This is a genomic window from Bacteroidota bacterium, assembly GCA_016706255.1.
Taxonomy (GTDB): domain Bacteria; phylum Bacteroidota; class Bacteroidia; order Chitinophagales; family BACL12; genus UBA7236.
Window position 1 is genome coordinate 117,655 of sequence record JADJJZ010000030.1, and the last position, 18,172, is coordinate 135,826.

Sequence of the window (18,172 nt, forward strand, 5' to 3'; positions counted from 1 at the left end):
TCCGGTTACATGTGCCGTCATTTATGATAAATCATTCACGATATTTAAATTAATTTTATTGCACCAACACCAAATACCCCCAGGCCGGAATAGTAACTTTTTTACCCGTTTTTATTTTTTGTTTTTTTCCGGTGAAGTAGTTTTTATATTTTCCGCCATCGGTTGAAAATACGGCATCGTGTGCGTCGGAAGATAAATTTAGTATAACCATTACTTTATTATCTCCAAGCGTGCGGGTGTAACAATAAATTTTATCGTGTTGTGTAGCAACTCTTGTATATGCACCACCATAGGAGCCATTCCATAAAGCAGGGTTATCTTCTTTTAATTGAATAAGTGTTGTATAAAACTGCGTGTAATTTTTATTGTCGACCCAGGTTATTGAATCTTTATCGAAAAATTTTAATCGGCGATCCAATGCAACTTCCTGACCTGAATACATTAATAACATGCCCGGCATTGTAGCAGCCATAACAGCAAAGGTTTGAGCCCCATTTCCCATTCTTTCGAATTCAGTTCCGTTCCAGCTGTTTTCATCATGATTGCTGGTAAAGTTCATGAAGTAACTATCTGCTGTATAGTTTTTCAAATCTTTCTGAATTGCCACATCCATGGTATCGGCTGTCATTGTGCCTTTTGCAATTTCATTCATGACATGATGCTTATTCCAGGCATAGGTCATATTAAATCCATCAGTATGTAATTGCGGGCCTTCTGCTTCGGCTAAAAGGAAAATGTCCGGTTTTATTTTCCTTAATTCGGTTAATGCTTCTTTCCAGAAATCATCAGGAACCATCATTGCAACATCACATCTAAAACCATCAACATCAGCTTCGGTTATCCAATATTTCATGTCTTCAATCATGGCCGCGCGCATGGCTTTGTTATCATAATTTAAATCTGCAACATCACTCCAGTCGGCCACGGGAGGAATTACTTTACCGGATTTATCTGTCGTATAAAAATCAGGATGTTTTTTCATCCACACATGATCCCAGCTCGTGTGATTGGCAACCCAGTCGAGAATAACATGCATATCGCGTTTATGTGCTTCATCAACTAATTTTTTAAAATCTTTCAGCGACCCAAATTCAGGATTGGTTGCCGTGTAATCAGCAATAGAATAATAACTGCCTAAACTACCTTTTCGGTTTAATTCGCCAATAGGTTGTATCGGCATCATCCATAAAATACCAACACCCATTTTTTCGAGTCTCGGCAAATGTGTAGCAAATGCATCAAATGTGCCTTCCGGCGTGTATTGACGGATATTTACTTCGTAAATGGTTTTGTCTTTACTCCATTCAGGTGCCTGCGCAAAAATGAACTGAAGCTGTATGATTGTTAATGTTAGGACGATAATTTTTTTCATAAAAATGAGCTGATTTAATTTCCAAAAGTAATTATTTCAAATGAATATGGTTGTACGGTAACCTGCAACGTTGTGGTATTCATTTTTGTAGCGCTGCCAAAATTTGTATGATAAGGTTTGTCGGTTTCAATATTTGTTAAGGGCATAACAACGGCACCTGCACTTTTGTTGAATAATACATAAACCACATCATCAAAATATGTGCGTTTGTAAATGTATAACGTAGGGCTCACCTGCAACACTTGAAAATCGCCGTATAACAATGCCATATGGCTGCTGCGCAAATGGGTAAGTGTGGTTACGGTGTTTTTTACATCGAGTTGATACTTGTTCAGGTTATCAAATTCCATCATTCTGCGATTATCCGGGTCGTTTGCTCCGGGCATTCCAATTTCATCACCATAATATATTATCGGAATTCCGGGAATTGTCATGTTAAACGCATGCAACATTTTCAATTTAGCATATCCTATTGTATCGGTAACTTCTATCTTGCGGTTCCATCCGGCTTCCTTGTCGTTTTCATCCCATTTTAAATCGCCGCTGGCATAAGAAATAAATCGCGCCATGTCGTGATTGCCTGTTATGTTACCCATTACGTGATGACAACCAAATGCATTAAATGTTTCATTTAAACTGGCATTTAACCGATCAAAGCCTACATCATTGTTTGCAAAAACACTTCTTGCGTCAAAATATAAAGCAAAATCAAATTGTGCATTTAATAAACCTGTTCCTAAATACGAACCAATTAATTCGCGTGAACCAAATGTTTCTCCAATCTGATAAATATTTCTGTTTTGTGGAATTTCAATTTCAGTTTTTATTTTATAAGTCAATAATCTCCAAAATTCTGTTTCAATATGTTTTGTTGCATCATGTCGGAAACCATCTAAATTAAATTCATTTAACCAAAACATTGCACTGTCGGCACAGGCCTCCGCAACTTCCGGTTTACTGTGATCAAAACTTGGCATATACGGTTCGAACCATGTTGTTAAACGATATTCATCCCATAAACGCAGGTTTTTTCTTCCGTCGGGTAAGTCAAGTTGTGAAAACCATTCCGGATGCGATTTCCAGACAGGATGTTCGGCATGAATATGATTTGCAACATAATCCAGGTACACACTCATATCATTTTTATGTACATCTGTTACCAGCCCTTTAAATTGCTGATTTGAACCAAATCTGGTATCTACCTGACTTAATGAAATTGGCCAATAACCATGATATCCGCTAAACCAGCGATGTGGCTCCGGAAATTCCTGATAGGCGCCATACGGATTTTGAAAAACGGGTGAAATCCAAAGTGAATTAATGCCCAAATTTTTAAAATAGCCGTCATCAATTTTCTGTTGTATGCCAGCTAAATCGCCTCCATAATAATTTGCCTGTGGCAGCAATCTTTCATCCTGCACAGGCGCATCGTTTTTGGTATCACCGTTTTTAAATCGGTCTACCATCATAAAATACATAATTGTGCGTTGGAAGTCATCTTTTTCTAGCAACTTCGGATCGGTAACTACATTACCATATTCCAATGGAATTAATAAATCGTTAGTTTCTTTTCCGTTTACAACGGCATAGGCACGAATATAGGAGCGTTTTATTTCAATTCCTTCATCAGGGACAATCGTATATAATTCTTCTTTTTTTAATTCTTCATTATATCCGGCAGTGACAAATATTATTTTGTTATTCCAAAATACAAATAATTCATCAAATAAATTATCTGCTCCAATACCAAATTCTACTTTCGTGTTGTAACTACTTTTTGTATATAATGGGGCAGATTTTCCTCCCGGCTCGCCGGCCACTATCAGTGAATTAAATCCGCCAATGCCATTATCTATTTTTTGAGGATTATTCGGGTCCAGAAACCAGGCTCCATCAGCTACTATCTGATATTGATATCTTCCCGGAGATAAAATAAGATCTGTTGTCCAGACACCCTTTTTAAGCTCCATATAAATAACATCCGGGTTCCATCCTGTGAGGTCGCCGACAATGGAAACTTTTTGATATGTTTTGCCTTTGGGGTCAAATGCGAAGGTTACTTTTTCTTTTTTTGATTTGCGTAATAATATATCATATCTTCCGGAATCGGTTTCGATGGTGAGCAGACTTAATACCGGAATTTTATTTACTGGAATGAGTTGCAAAGTTTTTTTATCTGCACTCAAATTAAATTTAAATGCCGGGTCAGCTACAATTGTTTTAATTGCATTTACCTGAACAAAATAATCCTGTAATTGAATTGTGGTGGTATCTAATTCGAGTTGTACCGGTTCTGCCAATCCAAAAATTTCATTTTGAGCATTGACAGAATGAATGTTAAAAGTTATAAAACAAAATAGTAAAAGGAAAATGTTAGTTCGTCTTTTCAACTTACCTAAAACAATTCCGGAAGTGTGATTATTGAATATCTTATTATTAGTCATTGTTTATGATTATATATATACCTGTGTATTCCATCTTTTATCAACGGAACATTAAAGTTAATAAGGTATCCTAAATTTTTACCTGTTAATTTGAGTTGAGTAAGTATTTGTGCCTGGTATTCCCCCAAAACCGGCGGCTGTAGCTGCATCCGAATCTTCCGTGGTGATAATTTAATTTTCCAACAATTAAATTTAAGCGTTAAAAAAATTTAAGACGCCGAGAGAAAATATTAAACCATATTAGGTCAAAAATTTTTTTAAAAACAAAATTTTATTCTTTGTAGTATTTGAGGTGTTAACCGCTTAGCTATTCAATTTAATTATGTAAAAGCCGCTTATCCATTGAAAAATAAATAAGTTGGGTGATGATTAAGTGTTGAAATATTTCTTTTTCAACACAGCAGGAATAATTATTTAATTTATGAGCTGAAACGCTAAGACGCAACGGCCTCAAAGATTCACGAAGTATTTTAAAGGTGTTTTTGTATGAGTGCAAATTTATTAAAATATAAATTACACATTACAATCTTTGTGCAACTTTGAGGCCTTTGTGCCTTCGTGGTAAATTAAATAAATGATATTTATAATCCGAATTTGATATTAAAGAAAAATGGGATGATACAACTTTATTAATGAATTCTACTCCTCCAAATACAACCAGTTAAACATATCAAAAAATTCGTTGCGCCAAAAGGATTCGGAGTGGGTGCCGTTGCTTTGGATGGTGGAACGCATTTTTATGTTTGGATTTTTTTGGTTGAGTAACAATTGCATCATTTTTTGCATATCGGTTACCATTACGAAATCACCACCTTCCATGGCGCCTGCTAAAAAATATAATTTAATAGGATAAGTCACAGTAGATTTTTCTGCGTAAAGAAAATTCTCTTTATTGGTCCAGAATGCAGGTGAAAATAATCCGGCCATAGAAAATATTGAATCATACTTTATTATCATATACAAACCTTCAACAGCACCCATGCTGCTTCCGGCAACACCTGTATATTCGCGGCCCGGCAAGGTTCGGTAAATACTATCGATAGCCGGTTTTAGGGTATTTACTACAAAAGCCGCAAAATCGTCACCTTTACCGTTAAGTATGTAGTCTTTAATCGGAAATGGAGAATATTCTTCCAAACGCAAATCACCCGCATTATCAACACCAACAATAATGGCATTTTTTAAACCAAGATTACATAATGAATCCATTGCTTCATCTACACCCCATTCTCCATTATTTGATTCACTTGCATCAAATAAATTTTGCCCGTCGAGCATATATAATACCGGATAACTGTTATTTGTATTATCATAATCACAGGGCAGTAAAACTCGAATTTGTTTGTCGCGTTTTAGCTGTGGTGAATAAACATTAAATTTGATAACATTTTTATTTGGCGCAATTATTTTGGGTGGAATTACATGCGAAAAGCTCGCTATCGTTTCATTTAATACAATACCCGGTTTATAAAAATACGACCTGTTTTCTTTTTTCGAACCATCTGCATTTACTTCCTCTTTTTCCCAGGTGCCACAGGTAAATTTAAATTCAACAGAGCTTGTATTTGCATCAATTGGAATGGTAACGGTTAATTTATTTTCTTTCCACTTTAAACGATAGTCTGCATTACCAGGATTCCAGTTGTTAAAATTTCCTGCGACAAACATTTTATCTGTTATCGAATCGGGAAATGTAGATGCATTTGCAACTACAATAGTAATTTGAGATCTTGTTTTGTCGACTAACAAAAAACAAAAAGCAAACAGCAATAAGATTTTTAAAATACATTTCATATTACAACAAACTTAAACGCAGTAAATATATTGTTAGTATGCACAGCACAAATATAGACACCTCGATCAAGCCCTGAACAATCAATTGTTTGTGAAGTGTTACCCTCCAAAACCGGTTTTCCCTGCAAATCAGTAATTTGATATTCAGCATTTATTATGTTTTGTAAATAAATTATTTGTTGTTGTGCATTATATAAATATTGCAAAGTATTGGTTGTTGCTGATACTGTTAACGGAACTACATCTTCAAACAACCATAAAAAACCATCGTCATATTCACGCTTCCAAAACCATTCACTGTGTGCGCCATCAGCTCTTATTACGGTGAGTATTTCATCAGATGTAAATCCGGCATCAAGTAATGTTGCGGTAACAGTATTTATATCCGGAACCATATCTACATCTTCTGTTGCACCAGCAGTAAAATATAATTTTAATGGGAGTGTTTTTTCATAATTTTCAGTGAAAATATTTACTGAATCATCAAACCAAAAACTAGGCGAAAAAATTAATGCTTTTGAAAATACGGTATCAAATTCCAATGCGGTGTAATAGGCAATTAATCCGCCCAAACTACTACCACCAATTGCAGTAAACATTCTATCGCTTAGTGTTCGGTAATTTGCATCGATATACGGCTTTAATGTATTTACAAGAAATTGTGCATACTTGTCGCCATCCCCTCCACCATAAGTCGGATTATTCCACGCACTGTATTCATCAATTCTATCTATTTCACCATTTGCAATAGCAACAACTATTGCTGATGTATGTCCGTTCGAAATAATATTTTGCATACTGCCATCTACATCCCACTCTCCTGCAAAACTGCTTGCATAATCAAACACATTCTGACCATCTTGCATATAAACAACAGGATAATAATTTGTTGATGTAAAATAATCGGGCGGTAAATAAATCCATATTCTTCTACTTCGATTTAATTCCGGTATTTCAAAATTATAATCGAGTTGAATTACATTACCATTTATGGTATGTGTTCCGGTTTGATCTTCCCAATTGGCAACAGTAAAAGTTAATTCACTGCCATCTGCAAAAACACCGGTTCTGTTTGGTAAAAAACTGCCATCTGCCATTGTTTCGCCTCTTGCCCAATCGCCTCTGGTGAATTTAAATTCAAAACTTTCGCCGTCAGCACCATCTAACGCAATAAAATAACTGCCATCAAAATCTTTTTGTAATTGGTATGCCGCATCACCAGGATTCCATGCATTAAAAGTACCTGCAATAAATACAGAATCCAATACCGGCATAAAATATTGTGGCACAGAAACTACCCTTATTGTAGTTTGTGCAATAAGTTTGTTGTTCAATTGAAAAAATATCATCAAAAACATCCAAAAAACACGCATCATCCTTGTTTTCCTTACCATATTTCCTTTAGCGTATACCATATTCACGTATTTTTGTCTACTTAACAAATATAGTCAGGTTATATGAAGAAGCTGTCGTTAATTACACTAACCCTCCTGGGTTTTTTTGCTTTTTCAACTAATACTGTAAAAAGTCAAACGCCCGATTTTATGCTTCAGGGCTGGAACTGGGATTATCCGTTTTTTTATGCCGGAATTGGCAATCAAATCGATTATTTAGCTGCTGAAGGCGAAAATTTGAAAAACGCTGGTTTCACTTATGTGTGGTTACCACCGCTGGCAAAGTCAATTTCTGGCTCAACCAGCATGGGTTATAATGTGCGTGATTATTATGATATCGGCGATTTCGGACCGGCAAGATGGGGCGACAGAGAAGGTTTTGAAAACATCAAAACCGTTTATAACTCGTTGGGAATCAACATGGTAGCAGATATGATTTTTAATCACCGCGACGGAGGTGCCTGGGAAGATAACGGCGCTGTTGAAGGTTGGATTGAAAACATGAACTACACCAAAGTTGCCGCCGGCGACCAACCTTTTCCAAGCGACCGCTATCAGTGTTATCTGCCAATTGGCGGTGCAACCGGAAACGGAGCCGGAACCTATTATTTTAAAATACGGTCTGCAAGCGAACATCCCAACTATTTTGACAAGCCTTATCAGGTGGTTTTTTGGACCAATACCGTTGCTGCCGATTACGTTACCGCTCCCACAACAGAGGCAGAACCCAATGGTGGTGGAGATTGTGGCGAATCGAACAACGTTATTCTGTTAGGAAAACGCAAAAATGCCACAATTGATAATGCAGGTTGTAAAACTGATGAATTCGCACTGACAATTTCGGCTGCCGATTTTAATGCAGCAGGCGATACCATCTGGTTTAAAATGGTGAACACCGGTGGTGGTGGCCTCGGCGATATGACTGACCACTATGTATATGGCTTGTGGAACGGCGCTTTGGGGGCAGATGTTCAATCTCAGATAAAATTTCAGACTGCTACCGATTTTACAAATTTGCCAAGCGGACAAGGCTCCATGAGTTATCTCAATTTTAAACCGAATGGCAATCCAACACAATTAGCAGGCGATCAGGATGCATTTTATTTTTATTATGATATCGACCAATATGTTCCTTCCACTAAAACTGTTTTATACGACTACACAAAATATTTATGGAGTGATGAAGATATAAGAGGTTTTCGTTTCGATGCGGTTAAACATTTTCCGGGATGGTTTATTGGTGATTTAATGGATGAATTGCATGATAGTGGCATGAACCCGGGGATGATTGTGGGTGAAAATTATGATTTTACACCTTCCGTATTAAAAGGCTGGTTAGATGATGTTATGTTCAACATGGATGATGATACCAAAGCCGCAATTAATGTTCGTGTGTTTGATTTTGCTTTGAGAAATAATTTAGAGCAAGCTTGTGATGCATTTGGATTCGATGTGCGCAATGTATTTAATTCAGGCATTGTAGATGGCGCAGGTGGAAGCGGATTTAATGTCGTAACATTTATAAATAATCATGATTTTCGTGATCCCGGTCAGCCAGTAGATAATGACCCGATTTTAGCTTATGCTTATATCTTAACCAATAATAAGCTTGGAATTCCATGTGTGTATTTTTCCGATTATTATAGTCCGCTTAATTTACGTTATCAAATTAACGGGTTAATGGAAGCACATCGTCGTTATATTTATGGTGCTACACAGGTTGATTATCTAAGTCGCTATAGTTCACCATATTTTGCAAATTATATTTCAGGCGGTGCAAATACTTCTTTAATATATCAAACCAGTTATGCTGAAAGTGGAAGAGAAGTTGTTGTTGCAATAAATTTTTCAGGTAACACATTAAAAGTTGATCAAACAATAAATACTGCAAATATCGCTGCAGGAGATACACTTACCGATATTTTTGCACAAACCATTTATCCATTCATAACTGTTCAGAATGACAACCAGATTTATCTGGAAATTCCACCGCGCAGTTTTGCCGTTTTTGTTGAAGGCGATTTGCAGGATGAATTAATTGATATCAGCACACCTGTTTCCGTTACTTCAATTCCGGGCGAATTAGCATTTCAGTTATTTCCCAATCCGGCAACCGACTTAGTTACTTTCGATTTTCCGCTTGTGAATAATAATAATTTATTAATCTCCATTTACGATATAACAGGTAATGTTGTTTTGCAACAAAATAATTTATCTACACAAAATACTATCTCAACAAAAAATTTAATTTCAGGAACATATTTAATTCAAATTATTCAGGATGACACTATCCGAATAGCAAAATTTATTAAACAATAAAATGACAACAGAACAAACAGCATCAATTTTTGCAAACATATTTCCAACCGCGGATGCAATTCCGGAAAATGCGAAGTTAGACTTACCAATTAAGCAGGCGCAATATTTAATTAACGGTGAATTCAGAACATGGACAGGTGAATTTACACCGATTTACTCTCCGGTATATATTAAAAACGGTGAACAATACGAACATGTGAAAGTAGGCGAAGTGCCGCATTACACTGTAGAAGAAGCGATGAGCGCATTACACGCTGCTGTAAACGCCTATGACCTCGGCCGTGGCGAATGGCCTACCATGCCGGTAAAAAAACGTATTGCCTGTCTGGTAAACTTCACAGAAAAAATGAAAACCAAACGTGAGGAAGTAGTTCGTTTATTAATGTGGGAAATTGGAAAATCAAGAGCTGATTCAGAAAAAGAATTCGACAGAACAGTTCAATATATTTATGATACGATTGATGCATTAAAAGAATTAGACCGAACTACATCTAAAATACAGAAAGAAGAAGGGATATATGCACAAATTCGTCGTGGTCCGCTTGGTGTAGTGTTATGTATGGGGCCATATAATTATCCGCTGAATGAAACATTTAGTACGTTGATTCCTGCATTAATTATGGGAAATAGTATTTTATTTAAACCGGCTAAATATGGTGTATTACTAATTAACCCGTTGCAGGAATGTTTCCGTGATAGTTTTCCAGCGGGTGTGGTAAATATGTTGTATGGTGAGGGAAAAGAAATAATTACCCCAATAATGGAATCAGGTAAAGTTGATGTATTTGCATTTATTGGAACAAGTCGAGTTGCAAATATTATTCGCAAATCACATCCAAAACCAAACAGGTTACGTGCTTGTTTAGGATTAGAAGCAAAAAATCCTGCAATTATTTTACCGGATGCCGATTTAGAAATTGCTGCCAGCGAATGTATTACCGGAAGTTTATCATTTAATGGCCAGCGATGTACGGCATTAAAAATAATTTTTGTGCACGAAAGTATTGCTGTTCCGTTTATGGAATTATATAAACAAAAATTAGCCGCATTAAAATATGGTATGCCTTGGGCAGAAAAAGTAATGATAACGCCATTACCTGAAGAAAATAAAGCGCAATATTTAAAAGAGTTGATTGATGATGCAAATAACCACGGTGCAAAAATTATGAATGAACATGGCGGAGAAAACTTTTTAAGTTTTAATTATCCTGCAGTACTTTTTCCTGTGAATGAAAATATGCGCGTTTGGCATGAAGAACAATTTGGTCCGGTAGTTCCTGTTGCTACTTTTAAAGATATCAACGAACCAATCACTTATATTCAAAACAGTAATTATGGTCAGCAGGTGGCAGTTTTTGGAACCGACCATGATAAAATGGCGAAATTGATTGACCCATTGGTAAATCAGGTTTGTCGTGTAAATATTAATTCACAGTGTCAGCGCGGACCGGATAAATATCCTTTTAATGGAAGAAAAGATTCGGCGGAAGGTACTTTGAGTGTTCAGGATGCATTACGTGTATTCAGTATCAGAACCACGGTTGCCTTTAAGGATTCAGCTATTAACCGCGACATGGTAAATGATATTTTAGAAAACCGCAAATCGAATTTCCTTTCTACAGATTATATTTTGTAATTCCGTTTCCAATATATTTGTCAGCAATATGAATAAACGTGCATCCGGAATATTATTGCATCCAACCTCCCTGCCGGGAAAATATGGTATGGGGGCTTTAGGGAAAGAGGCGAAAGCATTTATTGACTTTTTAAGCCGAGCCCGCCAAACTTATTGGCAAATATTACCGCTGGGACCAACCGGGTATGGCGATTCACCATATCAGTGTTTTTCCAGCAATGCCGGAAATCCGTATTTGATTGATATTGATGAGTTGGTAGCTGATGGATTAATTACCGATGCTGATATCCCTGAATTAACCGTTGAAGATGAAACTCGAATTAATTATGGTGATGTAATTGACCATAAAATGGCCATCCTCAAAAAAGCAAAAACCAATTTTAATCCGGAAGGCAATGCTGAATTCGCATTTTTTTTACAGGCAAATGCACATTGGTTAAACGATTATGCCTTATTTATGGCATTAAAAGAAAAATTCGATAAGCGACCTTGGTATGAATGGGAAAACGATTATCGTTTGCGCAATAAAACAGTTTTGGAAAATGAAACAATTGCGTTAAAAGAAAGTATTTCATTTCAACAATTTATTCAATATATTTTTTTTAAACAATGGAATACGATTAAAAATTACGCAAATGCAAATGGCGTAAAAATTATTGGTGATATTCCTATTTATGTTGCGATGGACAGCAGCGATACCTGGTGTAATCCTGAATTATTTCAATTTGACAGCAATAAAAATCCTATTGTAGTTGGTGGTTGTCCGCCCGATTATTTCAGCGAGACCGGTCAGCTTTGGGGCAATCCGATTTTTAATTACAATAAAATGGAAGAGGATGGTTTTGCATGGTGGATTAACCGTATTCGCGCGAGTTTAGCATTATATGATTGGGTTCGCGTAGATCACTTCAGAGGATTTTCAGGATATTGGAGTATTCCCTATGGCGAACCAACTGCCATCAACGGAGCATGGATTACCGGTCCGGGGAAAAAACTATTTTACGCAATTAAAAATGTATTGGGAGAAATTCCAATTATTGCAGAAGACCTCGGATTAATTACACCGGATGTAACAGAATTGCGCGATCATTTTAATTTGCCGGGAATGAAAATATTACAATTTGCATTCGACAGCAGTGAGGCAAACGATTATATTCCACATAATTATATTAAAAATTGTGTTGTATACACCGGAACTCATGACAACGACACAATTATTGGCTGGTTTGAAAAAGCTGCTGAAGCTGATAAAAAATATTTCCTCAATTACATTAACAGCGACGGAACGGATATTTGTAAAGATTTAATTCGCGCCGCCTGGGCAAGTGTTGCAAATACCGCCATTATTCCAATGCAGGATTTGTTGCGACTTGGTGGTGAAGCAAGAATGAATTTACCGGGCACCACTGTAAATAATTGGTTGTGGAGGATGAAAGGCGATGATTTGCAGGATGATTTAGCAAATGAATTGCGTACATTAACAGTATTGTACGACAGAGCAGCAAAATAAAAGTTCAATTAAATTTTAATTGTGTTGATTATTGAATTATATTAATTCAATGGTCAACACCTTCAATTGTCTTAGCATTTTGTGGATTAGTTCCCTGTATAGAAATAATATAAGCCACAAGCTGACCAACTTCTTCAGGTGTTAAAACACTTCTCCAACCAGGCATCGCTTTTTCCGGCACTCCGTTAAATATTATTTCTGCAATATTTTCATTTGTTCCGCCATGCTTCCAATAGGAGTCTGTTAGATTTGGCCCTACAATTCCTTCTCCCTTACTACCATGGCAAGTAAAACAATATACACTAAATAAGGCTGATCCCTTCTCTTTACTTCCCTCTTTGGTAATTTCAAATCGAATTGTTTCAGCAGCAAAGGAATAAGCGCTATCCCATTTTTTTTGTTCAGCTATTCGTTTTGCTTTTAGGCTTTCGCTTTGTGGAACATTTATTAAATAAGCCATTAGTGCCAAGGCTTCACTATTGGGGTTCAAATAAATATCGAGTAATTTAAAAGTATCGCTAAGTGCGCGGGCCCCATCTTGAATGCTATTCCATTGTTCTTCGGTAATGTTACCGATGTTTTTTTCAAATGAATTTTTGTTAATAACTCCAGATGGCAAATACTGATTTGGTTTCTTTTTGGAGCCAGCCTCCAGCGCTGCCGGATTTAAAAGATATGTATAAATAAATTCCTTGGTATATAATTCACCCAACCCGTCCAGACTCTTAATTTTCTTATCTTCAGATTGATCAAATGAATGGCATTTATCACATTTATCTCTCGTGAATAGGTATTTGCCATAATCTGCTAAACTTACTGAAATAGTATCAGCAGTATTACTTGAATAAGTACTATTGTGTTGATTTTTAAATGATAGCAGAAACGTAACTATAATTACGCTAGCTATAACAATTAAATTTCTTCCCAATGTAGTTTTAATTACGTTGTAGTCAACTTTTGTTGTTGTTTAAAACAACATCCCAATAGACAGCCCGCCATCAAACACCATTGGTGAATCACCAAAATGGATATGCGAATATTTGTAGAATTTATTTTGTTCCTGATAAAAATCAGGTGGTATATCTGTTTTTTCGCTTATCCAGTCGCCACCATAACCCAATCCAAACCACAAATCAAAAACAATTAAATCAGATAAAATCCATTGATTGCCCATACATAATAATAAAGATGCAGAAAAGTCTGAGCCATCAACATTTCCAAGATATTCAATACCATCTATGTAATTATAATAATAGGTTTGATAATTATATTGAAAATAATTTAATAACACTTCAGGTTTAAAATAAGGACCTTTAAAGTCGTTTGTATTGGCATCATCTTTATTAAAATATAAACGTGGCCCAACAGCTAAATAACCACCACCGAATTTTTCGTGCAAATAATAATCGCCAAGTTTTAATCCAATTAAACCGGCTTCAATATCTAAAGAAGTAAAATTACTTTTTGGTTTTTCGAAGGCAAATCCAAAACAACCGGCAACAGGTGAAAAGAAATCATACTTAATAGCATAACCTTTATCACTTGTTTGCGCGTTTATGTTATTTATAACAACAAAAAACAAAAATAACGGGATCAGTTTTTTCATAACAGGATATTTATTTAATAGTATAAAGTTACTGCATAAACAGCGAAAATTATGCCTCAAAACGTTTTTCTTTTACTAATCGCCACATTACGAAACTCAAAAATAAACTGACCGCACTAATTTCAAATATGATGTCTTTATTAGCCGCTGAGCTTACAAACTGAGCAATGATAAGGCTTACCACCAATTGCGGAATTACAATACTCATATTAAAAATCCCCATAAACAAACCCATACGTTGTTTATTCACTTTTTCGCTCATAATGGCAAACGGCAAACTTACAATAGCCGCCCAGCCGATTCCGGCCAATGCCATACAACAATACAATGCAGTCACACTATTGCCAATCCAAACAATTAATCCATAAGCAATACTCATTACAAGTAAACAAGTAGATTGCACAGCTATACGTCCGAACTTTTTAGTAAGCGGTTCTAACACAATTGCCGGTAAAAATGCGCCAACAGCATTTAATATCAGAAAAGAATATCCAATTATCTGCCCAATTTTATTATTCTGGTCGTCATTGAGTGTTGCCGAATCGTTGGTATTAAATAACATCTGCGAAGCATAAGCAAACATGAACACAAACATCGTTTGAACGCCAATCCAGGAAAAGGCATTTGCGAGATAAATTTTAATCAATTCATTAACTTCCGCTTTTTGTGTATGTGCCTGAATGTCGAGTGCATTAATTTCAGCATCAGTAGTATCTGCCTGTAATTGTTTTGGTTCCTCTATAAAAAACACCGGAATTATACTAAATGCCAATACTATAAATACGCCTACATAAATTAATGTATAATTACTAAAATATGCCCCTAAAAAATAGGCGCCAACCCCAAGTGTTCCTGAAACTGTTTGCATCCAGGTATATCCTTTTGTGCGCGCTTTACCATCGGGTGTTACATCTGTTATTATACTTCTGGTAGGATTAAATCCTAGATTAATTGCCAAATCGAGTGTGGTAGCCACCGCCAGGGCAATCGGAATAAGGCTTTCTGAGCCAAACAATTTTTGAATAACATCAAGATTGGGTAAACAAATTAGCATGAGCGCCGCTATCGTGCCACCAATAATAATAAATGGTCTTCTTCTTCCACCCCAAAACCATGCATTGTCCGATACCAACCCTACCAATAATTGCATTACCAATCCTGCAAGTGGTCCGCTCGCCCAGATTAAACCAATTTCATCAATTTCGAGATGGTATTTTGTAGATAAAATCCAGCTCAGTGCACTTATCTGCACACATAATGCAAACCCCATTGCCGTCGCAGGCATGGCTAATATGGCATAAAATGAATTACTTAGCTTTTTTTGAATGGACAACATGTTGTGACATTTATTAATTGAACAACCGGTTCAATCGGCAATAAATATACAAAATGCGGGAAAGTAGACAATGCGGATTTAACGTTATTCAGATTGGTTATTGTTGAAATTACAAAAAGTGGTTTTTTTAACGCCGCTAACCTGCTTTTATCTTAGCAGGATTCCTTAAATTGCAACCAAATTAAACAGCACGGTATGGAAAAACCTCGCATGAGTTTTTGGCAAATCTGGAACATGAGTTTTGGATTTTTAGGGATACAGTTCGGATTTGCCTTACAAAATGGGAATGCCTCAGCTATTTTGCAAAATTTTGGTGCAGATATCGGGCGCTTGAGTTGGTATTGGGTGTTAGCACCACTAACCGGCATGATCATACAACCTTTGATTGGTCATTTTAGTGATAAAACATGGAATCGACTTGGGCGAAGAAAACCCTACTTTTTATTTGGTACTATCGTATGTTGTCTTGCATTGATTTTATTACCAAACTCAGCGGTGCTTCTGGCAGGGAAATCCGCATTATTGATTGGTTTAGGATTTTTAATGATTATGGATGCGAGTATAAATGTTGCCATGGAACCTTTCCGTGCATTAGTTGCAGATAATTTGCCGGATAAGCAGCGCACAATCGGATTTAGTATTCAAACAGTATTAATTGGTATTGGTGCTGTTGCAGGAAGTTGGTTACCGTGGGTGTTAGCAAACTGGGCAGGTGTTTCATCATCTGCGCCTCAAGGTCATGTTGCTAATAACGTTATCTATTCATTTTACATTGGCGCAATTGTTTTTTTTGGTGCTATAATGGTAACTATTTTGTTTGCGAAAGAATATCCCCCAAAAGAATATGAGCAGTTTCATGGCAAACCACATAAATCAAACAAAGGCATTTTTGAAATTTTTAGCGATTTCAGCAAGATGCCAAAAACAATGAAACAACTTGGCTTAGTACAATTTTTTAGCTGGTTTGCTTTATTTGGGATGTGGGTCTTTACAACACCGGCAATTGCACACCATATTTATAAATTACCGGTTGATGATACTTCAAGCGATGAATTCAGAAAAGCAGGAAACTGGGTGGGTATTATTTTCGGTGTATATAATTTAGTGAGCGCTATTTATGCCATTTTTTTACCGGCCATTTCAAGAAAAATTGGTCGCAAATCAACGCATGCAATTTCTTTAACCTGCGGCGGCATCGGGCTTATTTCCATGTTTTTTGCTAAATCACCGGAGATGCTCATTTTTTCAATGATTGGCGTAGGTATCGCATGGGCAAGTATTTTAGCAATGCCTTATGCGATTTTAGCAGGTAGTATTCCTGCAGGTAAAATGGGTGTATATATGGGCATTTTTAATTTCTTTATTACCATTCCGCAAATTATTAATGGTATTGTTGGCGGACCAATTGTGCATAGTATTTATGGCGACAATGCTATTTATGCAATTGTGATGAGCGGTATATTTATGATTTGTGCAGCAGTCTCCGTAATTTATGTGCACGACGATGGTGATATTAATGTAATTAAAACAAAACCTATTGCTTAATTAAACAAAGTTTTTCAGGAAAGGTGTTTTTTGCATAATGGTTACAATACCCATTGTTATTGCAGTTATAATTACTGCTGTAACCGGAATGGTAATAAAAGGAACAGCATACATTGCAGGAGCATAAATACCGATATATCCTAAAAATACACCCTCAAATAATTCAATAATAAGCGGATGTAATAAATAAATACCAAAGGTTACGCCGCCTAAATAAGCAAGAATTTTATACTTTTTTTCAGAAAATTTCGCAAATGCTTTCATGGCATAGTGTTCCAACAATATAAATGCTGAAACAGCCTGTACAAATATGCCCGGGCGGTGATGCGATAAGTAAAATATGTCTACCGTTTTATGCTGATTGGAATCTAACCAAACCAGGAAAATGTTTATGATATAACTTATAATAAAAGTAATCCACGCAATTTTAATCTGTTTTAAATTAAATTTATATTGCATTAAATAATATCCCAACACATAAAAACCGAGGTAAGATGTTACAACAGGAATATTCAATCCCAATTTAACCGGTGTGTAATTATAAACTAAGGGTAAAATTACGTTTGAAAAAATCCACAACCCTAAGAGGTAATATAAATCCTGCTTGCGTAAAACCGGAATTACTCTTCGCAAAAATGGCGTAACCAGATACATGCCCACAATCATATATAAAAACCAAAGGTGATCATATACGGGTCCCACAATCGGGTTTTTCATAACAGAAAACAAGGTATTCCAAGAAACTCCGCCATGTAAATAATGGTGGTCGGCAACAATTTTTATTTCATACACAATTGTCCAGAAAATTAATGGGAGCAGCACCCTGACAAAGCGTTTTTTAAAGAAGGAGGGATAGGATTCTTCCTTAGAGAGTAGCAAAGCGCCGCTAATCATTAAAAATATTGGCACCCCAACCCGGCCGAATGTGTCAAAAATGAGGCAGATTAGCCAAAAACCACTGTTTACATCCGTTTCCCGCCATAACCAGGGGGTGGCAACGTGTAATTGTACTACAATAAATGTGGCAATAAACCGAACAAGATCGAAATGAACTGCTCGTTTTTGTATAGGAATGGAATGGTCTTGCGTCATGTTTTGAACAAAGCTGCGTGCAGCCGTTAACACGGAGCAAATATACAATTAATAACCAGTTAAGGTAATGACATAAACTTCCCTGATTGCCGGTTTTTATAAAAACCAAACAATCGCCCAAACT

Annotated in this window: 13 protein-coding genes; 4 read left to right on the top strand and 9 right to left on the bottom strand. The window is 36.3% G+C overall.

Going from position 1 to position 18,172, the window contains the following annotated elements; genetic code table 11:
* Window positions 1–55: 55 nt before the first annotated feature.
* The 5 genes from IPI65_23070 to IPI65_23090 all read right to left on the bottom strand — a co-directional run bounded on the left by IPI65_23070 (window position 56) and on the right by IPI65_23090 (window position 7,025).
* Window positions 56–1,372, bottom strand: a complete 1,317-nt coding sequence (locus tag IPI65_23070; GenBank protein MBK7444314.1) for an alpha-glucosidase C-terminal domain-containing protein — start codon at window positions 1,370–1,372, stop codon at window positions 56–58.
* Window positions 1,373–1,386: 14 nt separating this feature from the next.
* Window positions 1,387–3,672: an alpha-glucosidase C-terminal domain-containing protein gene (locus IPI65_23075; protein ID MBK7444315.1), complete on the bottom strand. Its 2,286-nt coding sequence runs from the start codon at window positions 3,670–3,672 to the stop codon at window positions 1,387–1,389.
* A 140-nt stretch (window positions 3,673–3,812) separates the two neighbouring features.
* Complete coding sequence (locus IPI65_23080; protein ID MBK7444316.1) at window positions 3,813–3,965, bottom strand: hypothetical protein; 153 nt, start codon at window positions 3,963–3,965, stop codon at window positions 3,813–3,815.
* Between the two features lie 490 nt (window positions 3,966–4,455).
* Window positions 4,456–5,610: a hypothetical protein gene (locus IPI65_23085; GenBank protein ID MBK7444317.1), complete on the bottom strand. Its 1,155-nt coding sequence runs from the start codon at window positions 5,608–5,610 to the stop codon at window positions 4,456–4,458.
* The gene (locus tag IPI65_23090) at window positions 5,607–7,025 is read right to left on the bottom strand and encodes a T9SS type A sorting domain-containing protein (protein MBK7444318.1); all 1,419 of its coding nucleotides are present in this window, start codon (window positions 7,023–7,025) and stop codon (window positions 5,607–5,609) included. Before IPI65_23090 ends, IPI65_23085 begins: the two co-directional genes overlap by 4 nt.
* A gap of 42 nt (window positions 7,026–7,067) precedes the next feature.
* On the opposite strand from IPI65_23090, the gene IPI65_23095 reads away from it, so the two are divergent.
* The 3 genes from IPI65_23095 to malQ are packed head-to-tail and all read left to right on the top strand — an operon-like array spanning window position 7,068 to window position 12,469.
* The gene (locus IPI65_23095) at window positions 7,068–9,323 is read left to right on the top strand and encodes a T9SS type A sorting domain-containing protein (GenBank protein MBK7444319.1); all 2,256 of its coding nucleotides are present in this window, start codon (window positions 7,068–7,070) and stop codon (window positions 9,321–9,323) included.
* A 1-nt stretch (window position 9,324) separates the two neighbouring features.
* On the top strand, window positions 9,325–10,959 hold the full coding sequence (locus IPI65_23100) for an NADP-dependent glyceraldehyde-3-phosphate dehydrogenase (protein ID MBK7444320.1): 1,635 nt from the start codon (window positions 9,325–9,327) through the stop codon (window positions 10,957–10,959).
* A 28-nt stretch (window positions 10,960–10,987) separates the two neighbouring features.
* Window positions 10,988–12,469, top strand: a complete 1,482-nt coding sequence (malQ, locus tag IPI65_23105) for a 4-alpha-glucanotransferase (GenBank protein MBK7444321.1) — start codon at window positions 10,988–10,990, stop codon at window positions 12,467–12,469.
* Window positions 12,470–12,515: 46 nt separating this feature from the next.
* On the opposite strand, the gene IPI65_23110 is transcribed toward malQ, so the two are convergent.
* Genes IPI65_23110 through IPI65_23120 form a run of 3 tightly spaced genes read right to left on the bottom strand, consistent with a single transcriptional unit; the run spans window position 12,516 to window position 15,411 of the window.
* Window positions 12,516–13,397 carry a cytochrome c gene (locus tag IPI65_23110; protein ID MBK7444322.1) on the bottom strand — a complete coding sequence of 294 codons (882 nt, stop codon included), beginning with the start codon at window positions 13,395–13,397 and terminating at the stop codon, window positions 12,516–12,518.
* A 39-nt stretch (window positions 13,398–13,436) separates the two neighbouring features.
* Window positions 13,437–14,075: a DUF3575 domain-containing protein gene (locus tag IPI65_23115; GenBank protein ID MBK7444323.1), complete on the bottom strand. Its 639-nt coding sequence runs from the start codon at window positions 14,073–14,075 to the stop codon at window positions 13,437–13,439.
* A 49-nt stretch (window positions 14,076–14,124) separates the two neighbouring features.
* Window positions 14,125–15,411, bottom strand: coding sequence for an MFS transporter (locus IPI65_23120; GenBank protein ID MBK7444324.1), 1,287 nt, complete (start codon window positions 15,409–15,411; stop codon window positions 14,125–14,127).
* Window positions 15,412–15,606: 195 nt separating this feature from the next.
* Between IPI65_23120 and IPI65_23125 the strand changes: the two genes are divergently transcribed.
* The gene (locus tag IPI65_23125; protein ID MBK7444325.1) at window positions 15,607–16,956 is read left to right on the top strand and encodes an MFS transporter; all 1,350 of its coding nucleotides are present in this window, start codon (window positions 15,607–15,609) and stop codon (window positions 16,954–16,956) included.
* Here IPI65_23125 and IPI65_23130 read toward each other — a convergent pair whose 3' ends face one another.
* Entirely contained in the window at window positions 16,957–18,048 is a 1,092-nt protein-coding gene (locus IPI65_23130) for an acyltransferase family protein (protein ID MBK7444326.1), read from the bottom strand.
* Window positions 18,049–18,172: the final 124 nt, after the last annotated feature.